Origin of the sequence: Paenibacillus rhizolycopersici (assembly GCF_014947195.2) — a bacterium.
Classification (GTDB): domain Bacteria; phylum Bacillota; class Bacilli; order Paenibacillales; family Paenibacillaceae; genus Fontibacillus; species Fontibacillus rhizolycopersici.
Window position 1 is genome coordinate 62,815 of sequence record NZ_JADCNN020000017.1, and the last position, 17,899, is coordinate 80,713.

Annotated in this window: 18 protein-coding genes and 2 tRNA genes; 5 read left to right on the forward strand and 15 right to left on the reverse strand. The window is 53.6% G+C overall.

The window, feature by feature from the left end:
• Nucleotides 1-28: 28 nt before the first annotated feature.
• The 4 genes from pstA to IM700_RS16890 form a co-directional block, all read right to left on the reverse strand.
• Nucleotides 29-910, reverse strand: coding sequence for a phosphate ABC transporter permease PstA (pstA, locus tag IM700_RS16875; protein WP_155606319.1), 882 nt, complete (start codon nt 908-910; stop codon nt 29-31).
• 3 nt (nt 911-913) lie between these two features.
• Nucleotides 914-1,864, reverse strand: a complete 951-nt coding sequence (gene pstC, locus IM700_RS16880) for a phosphate ABC transporter permease subunit PstC (RefSeq protein ID WP_336244909.1) — start codon at nt 1,862-1,864, stop codon at nt 914-916.
• A gap of 70 nt (nt 1,865-1,934) precedes the next feature.
• Nucleotides 1,935-2,795, reverse strand: coding sequence for a phosphate ABC transporter substrate-binding protein (locus IM700_RS16885; RefSeq protein ID WP_155606317.1), 861 nt, complete (start codon nt 2,793-2,795; stop codon nt 1,935-1,937).
• Nucleotides 2,796-2,820: 25 nt separating this feature from the next.
• The gene (locus IM700_RS16890; protein ID WP_193418118.1) at nt 2,821-4,242 is read right to left on the reverse strand and encodes a stalk domain-containing protein; all 1,422 of its coding nucleotides are present in this window, start codon (nt 4,240-4,242) and stop codon (nt 2,821-2,823) included.
• Between the two features lie 171 nt (nt 4,243-4,413).
• Between IM700_RS16890 and IM700_RS16895 the strand changes: the two genes are divergently transcribed.
• Together IM700_RS16895 and IM700_RS16900 are read left to right on the forward strand one after the other, a co-directional pair.
• Nucleotides 4,414-4,794 (forward strand): PilZ domain-containing protein, encoded by a 381-nt coding sequence (locus tag IM700_RS16895; RefSeq protein ID WP_167521210.1) that lies wholly within the window; start codon nt 4,414-4,416, stop codon nt 4,792-4,794.
• Between the two features lie 83 nt (nt 4,795-4,877).
• Nucleotides 4,878-4,951: transfer RNA gene (locus tag IM700_RS16900), tRNA-Gly, on the forward strand.
• Nucleotides 4,952-5,502: 551 nt separating this feature from the next.
• Here IM700_RS16900 and IM700_RS16905 read toward each other — a convergent pair.
• The 3 genes from IM700_RS16905 to IM700_RS16915 all read right to left on the reverse strand — a co-directional run bounded on the left by IM700_RS16905 (nt 5,503) and on the right by IM700_RS16915 (nt 6,363).
• Nucleotides 5,503-5,576: transfer RNA gene (locus tag IM700_RS16905), tRNA-Arg, on the reverse strand.
• A gap of 87 nt (nt 5,577-5,663) precedes the next feature.
• Entirely contained in the window at nt 5,664-6,014 is a 351-nt protein-coding gene (locus IM700_RS16910; protein ID WP_336244910.1) for a hypothetical protein, read from the reverse strand.
• A 34-nt stretch (nt 6,015-6,048) separates the two neighbouring features.
• Nucleotides 6,049-6,363 carry a hypothetical protein gene (locus IM700_RS16915; protein ID WP_193418119.1) on the reverse strand — a complete coding sequence of 105 codons (315 nt, stop codon included), beginning with the start codon at nt 6,361-6,363 and terminating at the stop codon, nt 6,049-6,051.
• 171 nt (nt 6,364-6,534) lie between these two features.
• On the opposite strand from IM700_RS16915, the gene asnB reads away from it, so the two are divergent.
• Nucleotides 6,535-8,379 (forward strand): asparagine synthase (glutamine-hydrolyzing), encoded by a 1,845-nt coding sequence (asnB, locus tag IM700_RS16920; RefSeq protein ID WP_193418121.1) that lies wholly within the window; start codon nt 6,535-6,537, stop codon nt 8,377-8,379.
• A 188-nt stretch (nt 8,380-8,567) separates the two neighbouring features.
• Here the strand turns inward: asnB and IM700_RS16925 are convergent, their stop codons facing one another.
• The 3 genes from IM700_RS16925 to IM700_RS16935 form a co-directional block, all read right to left on the reverse strand.
• Entirely contained in the window at nt 8,568-9,203 is a 636-nt protein-coding gene (locus tag IM700_RS16925) for an XTP/dITP diphosphatase (RefSeq protein ID WP_155606311.1), read from the reverse strand.
• Between the two features lie 2 nt (nt 9,204-9,205).
• A complete protein-coding gene (gene rph, locus IM700_RS16930) occupies nt 9,206-9,964 on the reverse strand; it encodes a ribonuclease PH (RefSeq protein ID WP_193418123.1) in 759 nt (252 codons plus the stop codon).
• A gap of 157 nt (nt 9,965-10,121) precedes the next feature.
• A complete protein-coding gene (locus IM700_RS16935; protein WP_193418125.1) occupies nt 10,122-11,180 on the reverse strand; it encodes a GerMN domain-containing protein in 1,059 nt (352 codons plus the stop codon).
• Nucleotides 11,181-11,330: 150 nt separating this feature from the next.
• On the opposite strand from IM700_RS16935, the gene IM700_RS16940 reads away from it, so the two are divergent.
• Nucleotides 11,331-11,897 (forward strand): phosphatidylglycerophosphatase A family protein, encoded by a 567-nt coding sequence (locus IM700_RS16940; RefSeq protein WP_193418127.1) that lies wholly within the window; start codon nt 11,331-11,333, stop codon nt 11,895-11,897.
• Nucleotides 11,898-11,954: 57 nt separating this feature from the next.
• On the opposite strand, the gene IM700_RS16945 is transcribed toward IM700_RS16940, so the two are convergent.
• From IM700_RS16945 to IM700_RS16955, 3 genes are all read right to left on the reverse strand, one after another.
• Nucleotides 11,955-12,953, reverse strand: a complete 999-nt coding sequence (locus IM700_RS16945) for an MBL fold metallo-hydrolase (protein ID WP_193418129.1) — start codon at nt 12,951-12,953, stop codon at nt 11,955-11,957.
• Nucleotides 12,950-13,684 carry a class I SAM-dependent methyltransferase gene (locus IM700_RS16950; RefSeq protein WP_193418131.1) on the reverse strand — a complete coding sequence of 245 codons (735 nt, stop codon included), beginning with the start codon at nt 13,682-13,684 and terminating at the stop codon, nt 12,950-12,952. The genes IM700_RS16945 and IM700_RS16950 overlap by 4 nt, the downstream gene beginning before the upstream one ends.
• Nucleotides 13,685-13,855: 171 nt before the next feature.
• A complete protein-coding gene (locus IM700_RS16955) occupies nt 13,856-14,995 on the reverse strand; it encodes a peptidylprolyl isomerase (protein ID WP_193418132.1) in 1,140 nt (379 codons plus the stop codon).
• 239 nt (nt 14,996-15,234) lie between these two features.
• On the opposite strand from IM700_RS16955, the gene IM700_RS16960 reads away from it, so the two are divergent.
• Complete coding sequence (locus tag IM700_RS16960) at nt 15,235-16,590, forward strand: dipeptidase (protein ID WP_193418134.1); 1,356 nt, start codon at nt 15,235-15,237, stop codon at nt 16,588-16,590.
• A 66-nt stretch (nt 16,591-16,656) separates the two neighbouring features.
• Here the strand turns inward: IM700_RS16960 and IM700_RS16965 are convergent, their stop codons facing one another.
• Nucleotides 16,657-17,535, reverse strand: a complete 879-nt coding sequence (locus IM700_RS16965; RefSeq protein ID WP_193418136.1) for a hypothetical protein — start codon at nt 17,533-17,535, stop codon at nt 16,657-16,659.
• Between the two features lie 73 nt (nt 17,536-17,608).
• A complete protein-coding gene (locus IM700_RS16970) occupies nt 17,609-17,833 on the reverse strand; it encodes a helix-turn-helix domain-containing protein (RefSeq protein ID WP_009225122.1) in 225 nt (74 codons plus the stop codon).
• Nucleotides 17,834-17,899: the final 66 nt, after the last annotated feature.

Below are 17,899 nucleotides of genomic sequence, written 5' to 3' on the forward strand. Positions count from 1 at the left end.
TTTCAAGTTTTCCTTCCTACGCCTGGCATTATCTCTTCAGTTTACGATTATTGAACCAGAGCGGTACGCGGAACACCAAGTTGATCAACAGCACGACGAACACGAGTACGGCGGCCGATTTGTCGGCGATCTCCCGGGCATCCTCGACGATCGCCTCCGATTGGACGTACCAAAGATGAACGGCCAAGGTTTCTCCGGGGGAGAACAGATTGAAGTCCCACATTTCCCCCGAAGTACTGAGTCCTGCCGTCAAAATGATGACGGCCGACTCCCCGAATGCGCGGCCTGCCACCAGACAGATTCCGGTGACGATCGCCTGCATCGCCACAGGGATCACGACCGTACGGATCGCTTGATAATGGGTGGTACCCAGCGCGTAAGCCGCATTTCTGAGATCGTTTGGCACGGCGCGAACCGCCTCTTCCGTTACCCGAGCCAGCATGGGCAGGTTGAGGAATGCCAGGCTAACCGCCCCGCCAAGGATCGTGAGGCCGATCCCGAAATATTCCGCGAAAATCGCCAAGCCCAGCATGCCGAAGACAATCGAAGGCACGGAGGACAACGATTCCACGCAAATGCGCAGCACTTCTGTAAACCGATTGTTCGGTGCGTATTCCGCCATATAAATGCCCGCGCCGATGCCAATTGGAATCGAGATCACCAGCGAGAGGAAGAGGACGTAAAAGGAGTTGAACAGCATCGGACCGATGCCGCCGCCGGCATCGATCTCCTCCGGCAGCTTGAACAGAAACCCCCAGGAAATTTGCGGCAGCCCTTTGCTCAGGATCGTAAACAGCAGCCAAGCAATCAACAGCAAGATCAGCGCTCCCAATCCATAAAAGACACCGGTGGCAGCGCGGTCCCACAGCAAGGAACGGCTAAATTTTCGGGATCGTTGAAACCCGTTCATTGGCTACACCTCTCTCTTTCGTCCGACGTAGCGGATGAGCAAAATCAGGGCGAAGGAAATGAGCAGCAGCAAAAACGCCATCATATGCAAGCTGTAATTCCAAGTAGATTCGAACTCTACGTTGGAGATTTGCATGACGATATTACTCGTCAACACCGAGGCGGGCGCAAACAGCGACTTTGCCAGCTGAGGCGTATTCCCGATGACCATCACCACAGCCATGGTCTCGCCGATGGCGCGGGTCATCCCTAAAATGATAGCGGCAACGATACCCCGTCCGGCCGCCGGCAGCACGGCTTTAAAGATGGTCTGCAACCGAGTCGAGCCCAAGGCGTAGGAAGCGTCGCGATACTTCTTCGGTACGGCCGAGATCGCATCGTCGCTGATACGGCTGATCGTTGGCAGTATCATGATCGTCAGAACCAGTGCGGCAGCCAGAAGCCCGTCGCCCAAACCCTCGCCGCTCAGTTCGCGGAGGAATGGAAGCAGCACCGTCAACCCGAGATACCCGTAAACAATCGAGGGGATGCCGACCAGCAGGTCCAGCAGCGGACGGATGATTTTTTTGAGCCAATTTGGGGCAATTTCTGCGATCAGGATCGCCATCCCTACGGAAATCGGAACCGCGATGATCATGGTCAACGCAGTTAAGGACAACGTGTTAATGATAAACAATGCAGCGCCGAACCGATCCTCCTCCGGCGTCCAATTGAAGGAGAAGAAGAATTCTGCAAACGAAACCTCCCCGAAGGTCAGAATCGCGGTCCTGCCGATAAAGAAAACGACCATTGCCAGTACGAGGCATAAGGCCAAAATGCTGAACAGAAAGTAATTCTTGAATAGCCGGTCCATCAGCCGTGCCCGTTTATTCCCGGCCGTTAGGCCATGCGGGTCACGCTGGGGTTTGGATGCCGCTCCGGCGTGCGATGCGGTATGTTGAGCAGGTAGATTCACCCTGGTTCCTCCCATGCGTAAGACCAGCCCCGTAGGTGATGGGGCTGGCCGGGTTAATGCAAGCTTCTGCTTATTTCATTGCCGAAATCGGAATGAATTTCAATTTTTTCAGGGAACCTTCTTGGAACTTCTTGCTTTGTACGTATTCGATAAATGCTTTTGTCGCGCCGGTTGGTTGACCCTTCGTCATGTAATAACCGTACGACCAAATTTTATATTTGCCGTTGATGACATTCTCCACCGAAGCTTCAACTCCGTTGTGCTTCACGGCTTTAATGTCTTTCCCGCTGATATACGTTAAATCGATGTAGCCGATCGAATTCGGCGTCGTGGCTACGGCTGTTTTCATGTCGCCGCTGGAGCCAACTTCCTTGTAGTTCTTTTCTTTTTTCACGATATCCCCGCCGCCGAGCGCTTTGGCTTGGTAGTTAACGCGTGTGCCCGAGCCAAACGAGCGAGTAATAACCACGATATCTTCGTCATCGCCGCCAACCTCTTTCCAGTTGGTGATTTTACCGGCGAAAATGCCCTTCAGTTGCTCGGTCGTCAGACTGTCCACGCTCACGCTCTTATTCACGATCGTAGCAAACGGAATCACTGCGACTTTGTTGGCTACTTGCCCGTCGAACGCCTTAAATCCGGGAACGTCTGTGCTGGCATCCCAGTCGCAAGCGCCGATTTGCGCGATCCCCTTCTTAACCGCTTGAGGTCCGGTTACGGAGCCTTTACCGGAAGCAGCGATCTTCACTTTCGGATGCAGCTTTTGAAACTCCTTGGCGGCTTGCAAAGTCAGAGGCAGCAACGCTGTCGAGCCGTTAACCGTAATTTTGCCCTTAAGGTCATCTTTCGCCCAAGCAGAGCCCGAAATCGTCGTCGACAGCAGTACTGCCGAGGCTACCGCGACCAATGATAATTTTTTCAACCAGTTCATTCAAATAAACCCCTTCCGAATCCCATTATTTTGTCAGCTCTGTCGATTTGCCGCTTTGAACCAAGATTACCTTGCCGTCCTCGATGAGTACGATCGTTCCATTCTTCGCTACGGACCAATCGGAGACGGACGCTTTGGTGCCATACAATTCCGTTTTCGCGCCGGTTGGAGCCACTTCAAACAGATGGCTTCCGTTGGCATTTTCAGCAAGAATGACCAACTTACCGTTAACTACGAGGCTCGATAAGACGTCTGCATCGGCGACCAAGTTACTGATTTTGGTACCGTCTGCCGAAATCAGCTTCAGCACACTGCCGTCCGTCGCCCCGTCGGGATCGGCACTGATATATGCCGCGCTGCCGTCGGAAAGCAGGGAAAGATACAATTTGTTGTCCAGTTCTTTTGTCAATTGCACTGGTTTAGCGTCCTTCTTGCCAAGCTCCAGAGAGTGTACTTGCGTCCCCGCTTTAGAGTAATCGATGGTCAACGATTCCTCCGTGCCTTCTTTATCCGTTTCGGCTTTGCCGGTCACGTTAACGAAATACACCAGCTTCTTCTCGTCCGGAGACACTTGAACCTCGGCTTTGTTCTCCACTTTATCCGCCAGCACTTCCGTCACTTGAGCGGTATCCAGGCTTATGTATGCGATCTTCTCTTGTTTGTCGCCTTGGATGAAATAGATTTTCTTGCCGTCCGCCGACCAGGTCAAATCCGTCTTCACCGTGGTGTCGGAGCCAAGCTTCTTCACGGTACCGTTCCCTGTATTGATCAAGAACAAAGCGCCATTTTCATCCGTAAAGGCCGCTGTGGTAAGGTCAGGCGACAAGGCAGCCCCAGTGAGATTCCCGTTATCGGAAAAGAGTTCAAATTGTCCGTCATTGCCCAATTTGAACAACTGTGCCGTTTCTGCATCGTCCTGGCTAACAATGATACTGCCAGCTGCGTTGAACCATGGGGCGGAGAATTGGCCGCTCAAGCGTCCCGTGCTGCGAACCTCGCCTGTACCCGGGAGCACTTCGCCACCCAGTGCTTGAATCAGCGTGGCAGGTTCTACGTAAAGCGAGCCTTGTACGGATTGCGGAGCAACCGTAAACTGAGCGCTAACTCCATCGACCCGATATGCTTTCGCGCCGGCTTTCAAAGTGACTGCGTGTTGCCCCAGGCTGTCGGTAACGGTCAATTCGGCACCGGATTGCTTAATGGTTGCCCCGAGTCCACCGGCCAAGTCGCGAAGCGAGTACAAGACCGCTTTGTTCACCGACACGGATTTCAACGACACTTTGGTTCCGTCGATGACTACGCTCTGGCTCACTACTTTCAGCTGGCTTACGCTAGATTTGGCTGCGGCCGTCTTGTAGCCGGCTTCAGCTGCTGCGCTTGATGCCATCGCCGTCGTCGCTACGACCGCGGAGGCCAAAATCATCCCCAATACCTTACTCGTCTTCATTCATTTCACCCTTTTATATTGGCATATGTAACTACGATTTGATTGTCGTATACAATTGTTAAATCAATTCTCGTAGATTGTAAGGTTATGTAAAAATGTAAAAAAAATTTCGCCCTCTCCTCCTTTGAAAAATCCATGTATCTCTCGACAAATTTCGCTATAATCTTATTTATGACAACAACTAGAAGAACTGAACCTTTCCGTTACTCTCTGTATCCGCCGATCGAGGCCTCGCTTGAAATCCTATCCATTGATGGGCAACCGCTGCCCTGCAAGCCCGCTCAGATCGATCTAATCGACATCAGTAAATCGGGCTGCCGGGTCCGCACCGAATTGAATCTGCACGCGTCTTCTCACGACTTGCGCATCCTACTGCATGTACGGTTAAGTGACGAGATGCGCACCTTTCCAGGGGAAATTCGCTGGCAGAAGGAGCTTGAGCCCTCAAGCCAACATTACGGATTACGCCTGGAATTGAACCCCGAAGAAAAGGAGAAACTAAACATCGAGTTAAGAGGGATGGCAGCAGCCCGAAGAATCATCGTCAAGTAACAAGCAAAAGCCCCGACCGGTAATATTTGGCGGGGCTTGATTCTCTTCTTGGTTCGCGTTATAATATTTCTTGCTTAGCTTTTGCGGGTGTAGTTCAATGGTAGAACGCCAGCTTCCCAAGCTTGAGGCGAGGGTTCGATTCCCTTCACCCGCTCCATAACCTAGTAACCTCCAGCCCCTTTGATCTCAAAGGGGTTTTTGATTTTTTAATTTAGTTGGACGACGGTCCTGTATCGAGGTACTCTCACGCAACGCTCGAGACTTCACACATCCGCCCTGCTCGTTTGGGCAGCCTAGCTTCGATGAATCCCCTAAGGGGAGCTCGCCCCAATTTAGGACGTAATGAAGTAGAGTGATACCTCGGTCCGGAAGGATCATTAACTGGAAAACCTACACTTCATTTTTCGGTTTTGTCTCTTGGGGACGGTACGAGGTGGAAAATCTACAGCTATTTTTCTTGATTTCTCGTTCGGAGGCTATTTCGGGTAGATTTAACTGTAGGATTTCCAACTCAATTATTCCTTTTGCCTGAAAACAACGAAAATAGATGTAGAAAATCCATCTAGCTCAACCCAAATCGGGAACACGAAACTCCGCTCCTCCGCCCCGCTTGCGCGGGCGGTTTCGCTTCGACGAACCCCTGTTGGGGTTCTCATACCAACCTGGGACGCAACAAAAAAAAGCACCCTTACGGGTGCTCTCTTGTTACGTCCCAGGAGGGATTCGAACCCCCGACCGACGGCTTAGAAGGCCGTTGCTCTATCCAGCTGAGCTACTGGGACACAGGTATGAAAAAAGGATGCGTTAATAATTATAGCGCATCCCTTTTGTTTTTTCAAAGCGCTTTTTGGCAAATTCTTGGCGTGGTCTCAAGTAGGCAACTGCTCCAGCCGGGCGGCAATCTGCTCATTGGCGAGCAGGTTCTGCAAAAACTCCTTACGTTGAGCTTCCGGTTCCGGCCACCCCCGGTCTCCGAACTGGTCTTCCGCCACGTCGGCGAACGCCTGATGCAGGCTATTATCGTACCAGTCGATCTCCAAATCGGCATCGCTGCGAATCATTCGGATGATTTCATACTCATTTCCCGCCTTAGCACGAGCCACGTAAACAAATAGATCGGGGTCGCCCACCGCCCCCGGGTACACCTGAATCACCGCGCAGGGCCGGTCTTGATGCTCGTCCATCCGCCGAAACTCAGCGTCCTTGATATAATACGTCACAGGTGTTGCTCCTTTCGGGTGGAATCCAAAGAAACTACAGCTGAGCCGCAAAACCGGAACGCTCCATTTGCGCCCGGGTCTCTGCCGTACCCAGCCGATAAATCTCACGGTACAACGCGTTCAGGAGGCTGTCGTAGCTGCGGTTCACCTCGCCCTCCGGCGTATCCGGCCAAGGGTACGTAAAAGCCAGAAAGCCGCTTTCCTCCTTCTCCCCCAACTGCTCGAGCATATGGCTTAAGGTGTCCGCCTCCTGGCGGGTTGCTTGGACCTCCCATTCGTACGCCGCGGCTCCAGGATCCTCAAGCAGCGAGCGCCCTTGAACAGAAACGAAAAAAGGCCTCTTTTCCAAGTGAATTCCTCCTTCCTATTGCTTGTATTCACCTCGCGCCTTGCTGCCCTCAAGCCATAGTTTTCCATAATGGACAGACATTTTATGCCCTTGTTCGGCATAATTTGTTAATACTTTTCACCCGGTCGGCAAGCGGGGACTGTAAAGCAATGCGGAGAGGAGATAGCAAAAATGTGCGGAATAACCGGCTTTATCGAATGGAACCGGGACTTGACCAAAGAATCGGATCTGGTATTATCCATGACGTCCTGTCTGGAAAAACGGGGACCCGATGCCCAGGGAACTTGGATTTCCGGTCCGTGTGCTTTCGGACATCGGCGCCTTAGCGTCATGGACCCCGAGAATGGGGCCCAGCCGATGATCATTCATGAAGACGATGCGGTGTTTACGATTGTATATAATGGGGAGATTTATAATGCTCCTGAACTGAAGGCTGAGCTGCAGCGGAGAGGACGTAAGTTTCGTACCAACTGCGATACGGAGGTGTTACTGCAATCGTATATCGAGTGGGGGCCGGATTGCGTGTACCGGCTGAACGGGATCTATGCGTTTGCGATTTGGGACAGCGTTCGGGAGCATGTTTTTTTTGCCCGGGACCGCCTTGGGGTAAAACCGCTATTCTACAGCGAAATTGACGGTACGCTGATCTTCGGTTCCGAGCCGAAGGCGATTTTACGCCATCCAAAGGTGGAGCCTGTCGTTGGGCCCGAAGGTCTTGCCGAAATTTTCGTCATGGGTCCGGCGCGGACGCCCGGCCATGGCGTATACAAGGATTTGATGGAGCTACGTCCTGGCCACGTAATGATCTTCAGCCGCAACGGGCTGCGTAAATATGCCTATTGGAAGCTAGAAGCCGAGCCTCATACGGACAATGTGGAAGAGACCGCGGCTACGATTCGAAAGCTGCTGCAGGATACCATGGATCGCCAGCTCATCTCCGATGTGCCGGTGTGCACCTTGCTGTCCGGCGGTCTGGACTCCAGTGCGTTGACCGCGCTGGCCGTTGATTACTACAAGCGGACCGGCCAAGGGCAAGTGCATACGTATTCGATCGATTACGTCGACAATGACAAGCATTTTCAGGCCCACAGCTACCAGCCTGGCGCGGATGGCCCATGGATTAAGCGCATGGTGGAGGAGTTACAGACCGCCCATCACGCGATCCAATTCGATACCCCCGAGCTGGTCGATGCCCTGCCCGATTCGACGATTGCCCGCGATCTTCCCGGGATGGCCGACGTTGACGCTTCACTGCTGTTGTTTTGCCGGGAAATCAAAAAAGGGGCGACGGTCGCCATCTCGGGTGAAGCCGCGGACGAAGTTTTCGGCGGATACCCCTGGTTTCACCGTGAAGAGCTGCTGAATTCAGGAACGTTCCCATGGTCGGTGGCGACGGGACTGCGCGCCGATTTGTTGTCACCGGAAATCCGCGAATGGATCAAACCGGAACAATACATCGCCGATCGTTACAGCGAAGCGGTAGGGGAGACGCCGAAGCTGGAAGGGGAGACGGGGGAACGGGCCCGGATGCGAGTGATGTCATACCTGAACATCACGCGGTTCATGCCCACACTGCTCGACCGCAAAGACCGCATGAGTATGGCTGCCGGACTGGAGGTTCGCGTTCCTTATTGCGACCATCGACTGGTGCAATACGTCTGGAACATTCCGTGGGAGATCAAAACGACGGGGAATCGGGAAAAAGGCATTCTGCGCAAAGCGCTCGAAGGCATCCTGCCTGAAGACGTGTTGTATCGCAAAAAAAGCCCTTACCCCAAAACGCATAATCCGAATTACCTTACCGCGGTGCGCGATCAGATGCTGAAAATTCTCGACGATCCCACCTCGCCGATCCTGCCGCTGATCGATGCGGACAAAATCCGCGCTATCGCCGCATCCAAGGAATCGTCCTCCAACCTGCCGTGGTTCGGCCAGCTGATGAGCGGCCCGCAATTGTTCGCTTATTTGTCGCAGGTGAACTTCTGGCTAAACAAGTACAACGTGAAAATTCGTTAAGAAAAAGCACAAAAAAGCAAGCCGGGATCCCACAGGGGACCTGGCTTGCTTTTTTTCTGCCGCTAACTGGAAAACCTAATGTTCATTTTACCGATTCTAGCGCCTCGACGCAAATTAACGGTATTTCCTGGCGTTAATTTCGGGCGACTAGGCCTTTTTGGGCCTTTGGGGCAAAATGAACCGTAGACCTACTTCCCTGCGGCTGCCCCGCTCAGCTTCTCCGACAACGCTCGCAATGCAGCGCCCCGATGGCTGACAGCCTGCTTCTCCTCCAGCGTCAGCTCGGCGAACGTCTTGTCGTAGGCCGGCAGATAAAACAGCGGGTCATAACCAAACCCGCCGCCGCCCGCTGGGTCGGAAGTGATCCAGCCTTGGGCTTCGCCGGAGGCTTCGATAAACTGCCCATTAGCCGGATCATACAAAGCCAGGTGGCAGACAAAACGCGCCGTGCTCAACAGCGGCTGTTCCGTATCTTCGCCAAGCCGCCGCTTCTCCAGCTCGGCAAGCAACTTCTCGTTGTTGTCCTCGTCGCTGGCGCCTTCCCCGGCATATCTTGCCGAGTAAACGCCCGGCGCGCCGTCCAACTGGTCGACGCAGAGCCCCGAATCGTCGGCCAGCACGGGCCGGCCAAGCGCGTCGCCGACCATTTTGGCCTTCTTACGGGCATTCTCCGCGAACGTTGTTCCATCTTCCTCAACTTCCGGTGCCTCCGGATAATCGGCCAAGCTCTGGACCTCTTTGCCTAACGGAGCCAACGCATGGGCGAACTCCTTCACTTTCCCGGCATTGCGGGTCGCAACGATAACCACCGGTCCTTCGATCATGCTTACACCGCCGATCCGGACTGCCTGCTGCTGATCTGCAGCGCAATGGGTCCGAGCGCTTCACGCTGCAGCTCGATCATCTCCCGGATCCCTTTCTCAGCTATCGCCAGCAAGCCATCCAATTCCGAACGGGAGAACGGATTCTCCTCACCGGTTCCTTGTATCTCAACGAATTGGCCTCGCCCGGTCATGACAACGTTCATATCCACCTTGGCTTTGGAATCCTCTTCATAGTTGAGGTCCAGCAATGTATCTTCTCCGACGATACCCACACTGACGGATGCCAGAAAATCGGTGATCGGAAACTTCGGCAGCGCATGCTTCTGAGCAATCTTGTGCATCGCCAGCGCCATCGCCACGAAGGCTCCGGTAATCGACGTGGTCCGCGTTCCCCCGTCCGCCTGTAGCACGTCGCAGTCGATCGTGACTGAGCGTTCGCCCAACGCCTGCAGATCAACGACCGAACGCAGCGAGCGTCCGATCAGACGCTGGATTTCCATCGTCCGGCCGCTCAGCTTGCCGCGGGCGGATTCCCGTTGGTTACGCGTTTGGGTCGCACGGGGCAGCATCGAATACTCGGCCGTTACCCAACCCTTGCCTTGGCCTTTCATAAACATCGGGACCTTCTCCTCGACGGTTGCGGTACACATCACTTTGGTATCGCCTACCTCAATGTAAACGGAACCCTCCGCGTATTTATTAATATTCACGGTTAAATTCATCGGCCGGCGATCATTCGCCTGGCGTCCGTTGCTTCTCATCATTACTGCCTCCTACGTTTTCTTGCTGTCTGTTTGCTTTCCCTATTCTACCAAAGTGTGGTCATAAAAGCACCTTTCCATTCGGCCAAAAAAAGAACCCTGCACCTCGCAGGGTTCCCTTTTATCGGCGGTTTAGCATACCGTTAATGAGCACGGTCTACAGCGGAATTTCGTTAATTGTCTCCGGCCGCATCACCGGTTCGCTGTAGGTCTGGTTGTCCAGGCCAACAACTTCCTTTTGCCCGTTTAGCCAAATGCGTACCTTGCTGTCATCCTTGTTTTCGGTCACCGTGAGCACCAGCGATTGCAGCATTTGCGCCGGCAGCTTCTCCCCGGCTTCGAACATGTCGTCCGTCAGCGCGACGGTAACGACGCCGTCTTTCGAAACCTCGACGCTGTCGAGCTTCGTATTGTCCGTCACAACCCGCTCCAGGCCGTCGCCCTGTTGCGGCCCCTTTAGCAGCTCGCCCAGCGCCGATTTGACGGAATCGCCATCAGCCGGAACAAATCGGGTCACCGGGACGAAATATTGGACGCCATCCGGCGTGGCCGCCGAGAAGTACACGATCACCGGGCTCAGTTGAGACAGGCCGGATTCCCCTTTCAATTCGAGGTTGATGCCGAAGTTGCGGCTGAGCGGACGATCCAGCGGCGTGCCGTTCACCGGCATCTCATTCAGCTTTTCTCCTTCAACCCATAGCTGAACCTTCTCCACGTCCGGCGTTCCGGTTAGCGTCCAAGTCAATGCCTCAAGGATTTTGCGCTCGTCCGCTGCTTCGTAGCCGGCAAACGCCTTGTTGAATTCGACGACGGCCAGCTTTTCGTCCTTTTTGACGGTGACCGCCTTGACCTCGCTGCCCGCCGGAAGGATCCCGCTAAATCCCGCCGGTAGCAGGCCCGCATACTTGCCGTTCTTCACGAGCATCTCCAGCATCCGATTTAACTTCAGCGAAGCTTCGCCCTCGGGCAGGTGCAAGGCAACCGGTGCCAGCTTGCCATGCTCGTTCACCAAATAAACCGTGGAGAGTGCTTCCTCTTGGCTAAAGCTTGTCTGTTCAACAGCGTCAAGTCCCTTCAGCATCTGGGTTTCCATATCTGTGGGCGGAGGATCAATTTGGGCAGAGCTCCCCCCAAACAACCCGCAACCCGACAGCAATAACGGAAGCGAGATTACCCCGACGGCAGCCGTATTTCGTATTCGACGGTTCCAATTCATTTTGCTCGTGCCTCCCTGAGTTTTTCATTTGGCTAAGGTTTGTATTACTATATATACGAGACCTGTCCCGAAAAATAACTATATTTTTCCGGGATCTGGACAAACTGCTTCATATCTTGTCATCCAATTCAACCACGAGGAGTAGAGTGTATGGGGATGGAACAACCGAAAGCCAAAACGCCTTACAGCCTGAACAGTAAGAAGGTCGCCGACGCCACCAAGGCATGGTTGCAGAAGCGCGGCGTCACCACGGAGCAAATCGCCGAACTTGTTCTGTTTTTGCAGCAAAAATACTACCCGAACCTGACGATGGAAGAGTGCATACATAACGTGGAGCAAGTGCTGACCAAACGCGAGGTGCAAAATGCGGTATTAACCGGCATTCAGCTTGATATTTTGGCGGAGCAGGGGATGTTGATCCCCGAGCTTCAGGACATGATCGCCAATGATGAAGGTTTGTACGGGGTTGACGAAATTTTGGCCTTCTCTATCGTTAACGTATACGGCAGCATCGGCTTTACCAACTACGGCTATGTCGACAAGCTCAAGCCGGGCATCTTGGAACAGCTTAACGATAAGTCTCTGGGACCGTGCAACACGTTTCTGGACGATATCGTCGGTGCGATCGCTGCCTCAGCCAGCAGCCGGATCGCCCACCGCAAGCAAGCGGAGCGGGAAAAAGAACGCGGCGAGGAGTCACTGGATTCAGAGCGGTGATCCGCACGCGGGGAATAAAGGAGGGCGGCATTCGATGCCGCCCTCCTTTTGGATTCACTATACCGGCGCAAACCGGATGACCTCGTTATCACGATCTCCAAACGATTGCTCTTCAGCTCGCCCTTGCCGAACCAGCTCCACCAGATGCGCCAGCGTCTCCGACATCGCGAATCGCATTTGGTGAATACCGAGCTCTGTGCCAAACAAGGTAGAACAAACATCGAAGGCCGTCTGCGGCCGCTCCCGCAGCAAACCTTCGATGCGCAGAAGCCGCTCTTCATGGTGCTCAAGCAACAATCGGATTCGCTCCGCGAAATAATCGAACGGGTTGCGGTGTCCCGGATAAGCGGTCACGACCTCATAAGCGCTCAGTTTCACGAGTGAATCCAGGAACGACTGCAGCGGCTGTGGATCGCTGCCGGGCAGGAAGCTGACGTTGGGGGAGATTTGCGGCAGCACCGCATCCCCACAGAACATCAGCTTATGCCCGGCATCGTAAAACGACAGATGCCCCGGGGCATGTCCGGCCGTTTCAATCGGCAGCCAGGCTCGTCCACCCATCCAGATCGGTTCTCCCTCACGGAGGAACGTCACCTCAGGAGCCGGAGTCACCTGGGCAATAAAACCGTTCAAATGCCCGGGCAGCTGACCGCACCACGATTCCGGCATCCCGTGTCGCCGGAACAATTCGGGGAGTGCCTCGTGCATTCGGCTGTCTTTGCCCCACATTAACCGCGTCTCCTCATAAGCCCGCGGGGACATATGGATAACCGCCCCGGTAACCTCCTGCAAATATCCCGCCAAACCGTAATGGTCGGGATGATGATGGGTTAGGACGATCTGGGTGATGTCGCGGGGCGTGATTCCGAGCTCCTGCCAGGCGGCCCGCCATTCGCCTATCGTTTCGTCCGTCCGCGGCCCCGGGTCAATGATCGTAATCCCCTCTTCCCCTCGCAGCACGTAACTGTTCACCCGTCGAAGGGGAGGGGCCATGGAAATGGGAACGCGGGCGACGACCTCCCGCTCCCAAAGCTGAATTTCCGGCAGTAACGTCATTGGCGCACCCCCACTAGGATCATGCGCCGTGACGTTTCCGGATCGTAGATCTCTTCGTCATAATTTCCATGAACGTTCTGCAAGTCCAATCCAGCCTCCCTCAGCATACGCCGAAAATCATCCAACCCGTATAGCTTAATCCGCTCTATGTAATGTCTCGGTTCCCCGCCGGGGGAGGTAATGACGATATCCTTGATGACATACCTGTCTTCAATCCGACGCCGTTCCACGATCCGCTGTCCCTCATCCTCCCGTTCCGAATGCGGAACAAGATGGGTCGTTGTATAAGCGGGATTCAGGAAATCGAGCAGAAAGCGTCCGCCCGGCTTCAGCACGCGTGCAGCCTCTCGCAACACCTTGATCTGCTCTACGTCTTCCCTAAAGTATCCGAACGAAGTAAACAAGTTCACCACCGCGTCAAACTCTCCGTGTTCCAGCGGCAAACGGCGCATGTCGGCCTGGTGCCAAGTCACCTGGTCCCGGGTGTCGAAGCGTTTCGCCTCACGTAACAGCACCTCAGACAGATCCACGCCGGTGACCCTGTATCCGGCTTCGGCCAACGCTAACGAATGGCGTCCCATGCCGCAGCATAAATCCAGCACCTTCGCCCCGGGCGCCAGACGCAGCCAACCGATCATCCTCTCCACTTCCTGTTTGGCCCCCTGCGCATCGCGGTGTTTGTACACCAGCAGATAGTCATCACCGAAACTTAGCTCATACCAATCCGTCATTTACCCCTGCCTCCAAACCATCCATTCCGATCGGATACGTCACGAACCGTTTTATCCTCATTGTACCGCCAGACTCCTGGAAACACAAAGCCGTTAGGGGAGCGTGTCGGCAATACAAAAAACCGCCGAAGCATTGTGCTCCGGCGGTACCACGCGAGCTCCGACGCCTTCTTACTCGGCAGCGGCTGCATCCGTTAATGTATTGGTGATTTTCGCCTTGCCCCGCACATCCTCCAGCCACGTACCAGACAAACTGGATACTTGTTGGGAGACGAGACCTTTACGGATCTCTTCCTTCTTCTCCTCTAGAGTCGCCGTGTGAGCTTCCTTCTTGTCGGTCACTTTGATGACTTGGTAACCTTCGGTCGTCTTCACAGGCTCGCTGACTTCCCCTTTCGCCAGCTTAAAGGCTGCCGTTTCCACCGCTTCTTCCTTCTCGCCGCGAGCAAAGAAATTGGTGTCGCCACCTTGCTCTTTCGTTGCCGTGTCAAGCGATTGGCTCTTGGCCAGCTCCGCGAAGTCTGCGCCTTCATTCAACTGCTTCACGATATCCTTCGCTTCTTGCTCGGTAGCTACCAAAATAACTGAGGCCCGAACCTGCTCCGGCGTATTGAAGGACTCCTTGTAGGTTTCAAACGTTTCCTTGATTTGATCGTCGGTTACCTTGATTTGCGGTTCCAGCAGCTTGGTCATCTTGAGTTCCATAACAACCTGCTTGCGCAAGTCATCCAAGCTCATGCCGTACTGCACCAAAGCTTGATTCAAGGCATCCTCCGAGCCGAACTGGGTTTTGTAGCTTTCGATTTCGGCGTCGATATCGGCGTCCGTGACCGTAATATTCTTCTTGGCAGCCTCTTGGTTCACGAGCTCCTGGTTAATGAGGTTCGTTAGGGCTTGTTCCCCGCCGCTGGCAGCCAATTCGTCATAAAGTCGATCCTTCGTAATTTCCACCCCGTTGACCGTAGCCACGGCCTCCGCTTTGGTTGAGGCAAACGGTGGTTTTATAAGCACAACGATCAGCAAAACGGCTAAGATCAGCGACACGATCGGCCATACCTTGCTGCCGGATTTGGATGTTTGGACCGCTGCGGCCTCAGGCTCCCCGTATTGGGAGACCATCACCGGCGTCGAATCCTCGTCGGCTTCGGCGATAAAATCCGCATCGTCTGCCGGATCGTATTCCGCTTCCTTCGGCTCGTCCGCTGCGACGTCCGCCGGTTCAGCTTGTCCATCCGGTGTCTGCGTCTCCTCCTCAGCGGCTCCGGCTTCGCCCCCGGTTACCTCCAGCTCTTTTTTGTCCTTTTCGTCCATATGTCTTTGCGACTCCCTTCTTCTGAAGCATTCTTTTTTATTCAGCGTACTTTCTTGACTTTACCAGAAATTATCCGGCCTTACCTTAAATATTCCTAAAAAAAGCTTGGCTGTTTTTAAGAAGAATTTAAGGTAGCTCCAGAAACCTTGGCGATCAGCGTGAACCCCGTCATTCGTGTTCTCGGCAAAAAAGGTGTAGAATATACGGGTAAAACTAGTTCGGGAGGAACGAATCGACGATGGATTATCAAGCATACTTTTCTACGAACCGCGAACAACATTTGAAAGAACTTGGCGACTTGCTTCGGATTCCCAGCATCTCCGCTTTGTCCGAACACAAAGGCGATGTGCTGAAGGCGGCCGAATGGATCGCCGAGGCGCTGCGCCAGGCCGGCATGGAAGCGGTGGAGGTCCATCCAACCGCCGGACACCCCGTCGTTTATGCAGAGCATTTGCATGCTCCGGGCAAGCCGACCGTTTTGGTGTACGGACACTATGACGTCCAGCCGGTGGACCCGCTGAATCTGTGGGAAACGCCGCCTTTCGAGCCGTCTATCCGGAACGGCAAGCTTTACGCTCGCGGGGCGACAGACGATAAAGGCCAAGTGTTTATGCATATCAAGGCGGTAGAAGCCATTTTGAAACAGGAGAAAGAGCTTCCAATCAACATCAAATTCTGTATCGAGGGGGAAGAGGAAGTCACGAGTCCAAACCTGCCCTCCTTCCTGGAAAACAATCAGGAGAAGCTGGCCGCCGACGTAATCCTGATCTCCGATACGGCCCTGATGGCACCGGGCAAACCGGCCATCTGCATCGGTCTTCGCGGCTTATGTGCGATGGAGGTCTCGGTGTTCACCGCGAATACCGATCTGCACTCCGGGACGTTTGGCGGCGGTGTGCCTAACGCACTGCACGCACTCGTGGCGTTGCTCGCCTCCCTTCACGATGATCAGGGCCGGGTAACGGTCGAGGGCTTCTACGAAGGCGTTCACGAACTGTCCGCGCTGGAACGCGAAGAATTCGTCAAGCAGCAATTTGACGAAGAGAAGCTGAAGAGCGACCTCGGCTTGAACGAGCTTTACGGCGAAACAGGTTACTCTTTCGTCGAACGGACGGGTGCCCGGCCGACGCTGGAACTCAACGGGGTCTACGGCGGATTTCAAGGAGAAGGGACCAAGACGGTCTTGCCGAAGGAAGCCCACGCCAAAATCACCTGCCGCCTCGTCGACGACCAGGATCCGCAGGCCACGATTGACCGCATTGAGCGTCATCTGAACAAACACCTGCAGTCGGGAGCGACCCTGAAGGTTAGAGCAACCGAGAAAGCCCGAGCCTTTACGTGCAATCCGGAAGATCCGATGCTGCAAAAAGCGGCCGATGCCTACGAATCCGTTTACGGCACGCGGGCGCTGTTCACCAAGGACGGCGGTTCGATTCCGATTGTCGAGACCTTGTCCCGCGTCCTTTCGGCTCCGGCTGTAATGATGGGCTTTGGGCTGCCGGACGAGAACCTGCACGCGCCTAACGAGCATTTCAACCTGGAGAACTTCGACAAAGGGCTGCTCACGATCGTTCATTATTTGAAATCGCTGTAAGGCATTGGACATCAAAAACCTCCGGCACCCTACTAAGGGAGCTCGGAGGTTTTCGTTTTTTCGCCATCATTGGTTGATACGAATTAATCTGAGGATTCGAATTAACGCAAGCCGTTCATGCCTTTTCCTCAAAACCACTCTCTCCAGCATTATATTAATCCCCCATATGTATAAACCAAGACTGATTAGAAATGGAGCTAAACCATGCAGCATTAAGGCTAGCCCATCCCATTGTGCCTGACGGCTCCAAAAATCCATTGCATCTCTAAATATCGATTCGTAAACCGTGTTTTGTTTGAGTTCGTCCGGGTATTGTTCGAGCATATGGGCTAATGAAGCATTTTGCTTCTCCAAAACTAAATTATATCGAAATCCGACATACTCCCCGACTAAAGGAAATAGCATTAACCCAATGATCGCAATAGGTTTCCAATTCGCTTGGGTCCAGGCCTGTTGTTCTGTTTCCAATAAAGCGATCAATTGTTCGAGCTTATCGTTACGGTCCATATTCTTATGACCGAGGTAAGCCTTGATCCGATCATAACGATAGGCATCGAGAGCCGCCCGGTAACGAAACATAGACCATCCCGACTTCCATGTATTGCAATATGCACGGTAACGGGCATCTCGCTTCATAAACTTGCTCATTCGGGCAACCGTGAACAAGAGAAACAGGAAAGCAATCAGCAGAGAAACGCTTAAATAGGTAAACGAAAGCGGGTAGTTACTCATCTTCATGACAAAATAGAGATATCCCAGATATCCTTGGACACCGAAGCTAATTGACAGCCAGAAATGGACCTGAGACCGGCTTTGTTTGATCACTGCATTATAGAAAGATAATTTATGGTATTCCGTATTCAGATCTTCCACAACTCTGTTCTTCATTCCGATTCCTTTCATTGAAAACGGGATAAACAAGTAGATATTCGCCTGAAAATACAAAAAAACCTCCTCTCTCCCCCCTTACGGGATGAAAAAGAAGGCTTGCGGCTTTCTACGCACGCGTAGTCTACCGTCAGATTTTCAGCTCCCCAAGCTTGATCAGCTCGACAACCGCCTGCGCGCGACCTTTGACATTCAACTTTTGCATGACGTTAGAAATGTGGTTACGGACGGTTTTCTCACTGATGAATAGTTGCCCGGCAATGTCGCGCGTCGTTTTATCCTGCACGAGAAGTTCAAAGACCTCCCGTTCACGATGAGTTAACAGAAATTTGCTGTTACGATCGCTGCTCTTCAAAATGCGTCACCCCTCCTTGCTCGGGTTTTGTGGTTTTAACAAGGTTCAGGGATACAGTCAACACAT

Excerpts from the sequence above, each read along its gene's own strand:
- pstA (WP_155606319.1), bottom strand. The coding sequence starts at position 910 with ATGAACGGGTTTCAACGATCCCGAAAATTTAGCCGTTCCTTGCTGTGG.
- IM700_RS16885 (WP_155606317.1), bottom strand. The coding sequence starts at position 2,795 with ATGAACTGGTTGAAAAAATTATCATTGGTCGCGGTAGCCTCGGCAGTA.
- IM700_RS16890 (WP_193418118.1), bottom strand. The coding sequence starts at position 4,242 with ATGAAGACGAGTAAGGTATTGGGGATGATTTTGGCCTCCGCGGTCGTA.
- IM700_RS16895 (WP_167521210.1), top strand. The coding sequence starts at position 4,414 with ATGACAACAACTAGAAGAACTGAACCTTTCCGTTACTCTCTGTATCCG.
- asnB (WP_193418121.1), top strand. The coding sequence starts at position 6,535 with ATGTGCGGAATAACCGGCTTTATCGAATGGAACCGGGACTTGACCAAA.
- IM700_RS16925 (WP_155606311.1), bottom strand. The coding sequence starts at position 9,203 with ATGATCGAAGGACCGGTGGTTATCGTTGCGACCCGCAATGCCGGGAAA.
- rph (WP_193418123.1), bottom strand. The coding sequence starts at position 9,964 with ATGAGAAGCAACGGACGCCAGGCGAATGATCGCCGGCCGATGAATTTA.
- IM700_RS16935 (WP_193418125.1), bottom strand. The coding sequence starts at position 11,180 with ATGAATTGGAACCGTCGAATACGAAATACGGCTGCCGTCGGGGTAATC.
- IM700_RS16940 (WP_193418127.1), top strand. The coding sequence starts at position 11,331 with ATGGGGATGGAACAACCGAAAGCCAAAACGCCTTACAGCCTGAACAGT.
- IM700_RS16945 (WP_193418129.1), bottom strand. The coding sequence starts at position 12,953 with ATGACGTTACTGCCGGAAATTCAGCTTTGGGAGCGGGAGGTCGTCGCC.
- IM700_RS16950 (WP_193418131.1), bottom strand. The coding sequence starts at position 13,684 with ATGACGGATTGGTATGAGCTAAGTTTCGGTGATGACTATCTGCTGGTG.
- IM700_RS16955 (WP_193418132.1), bottom strand. The coding sequence starts at position 14,995 with ATGGACGAAAAGGACAAAAAAGAGCTGGAGGTAACCGGGGGCGAAGCC.
- IM700_RS16960 (WP_193418134.1), top strand. The coding sequence starts at position 15,235 with ATGGATTATCAAGCATACTTTTCTACGAACCGCGAACAACATTTGAAA.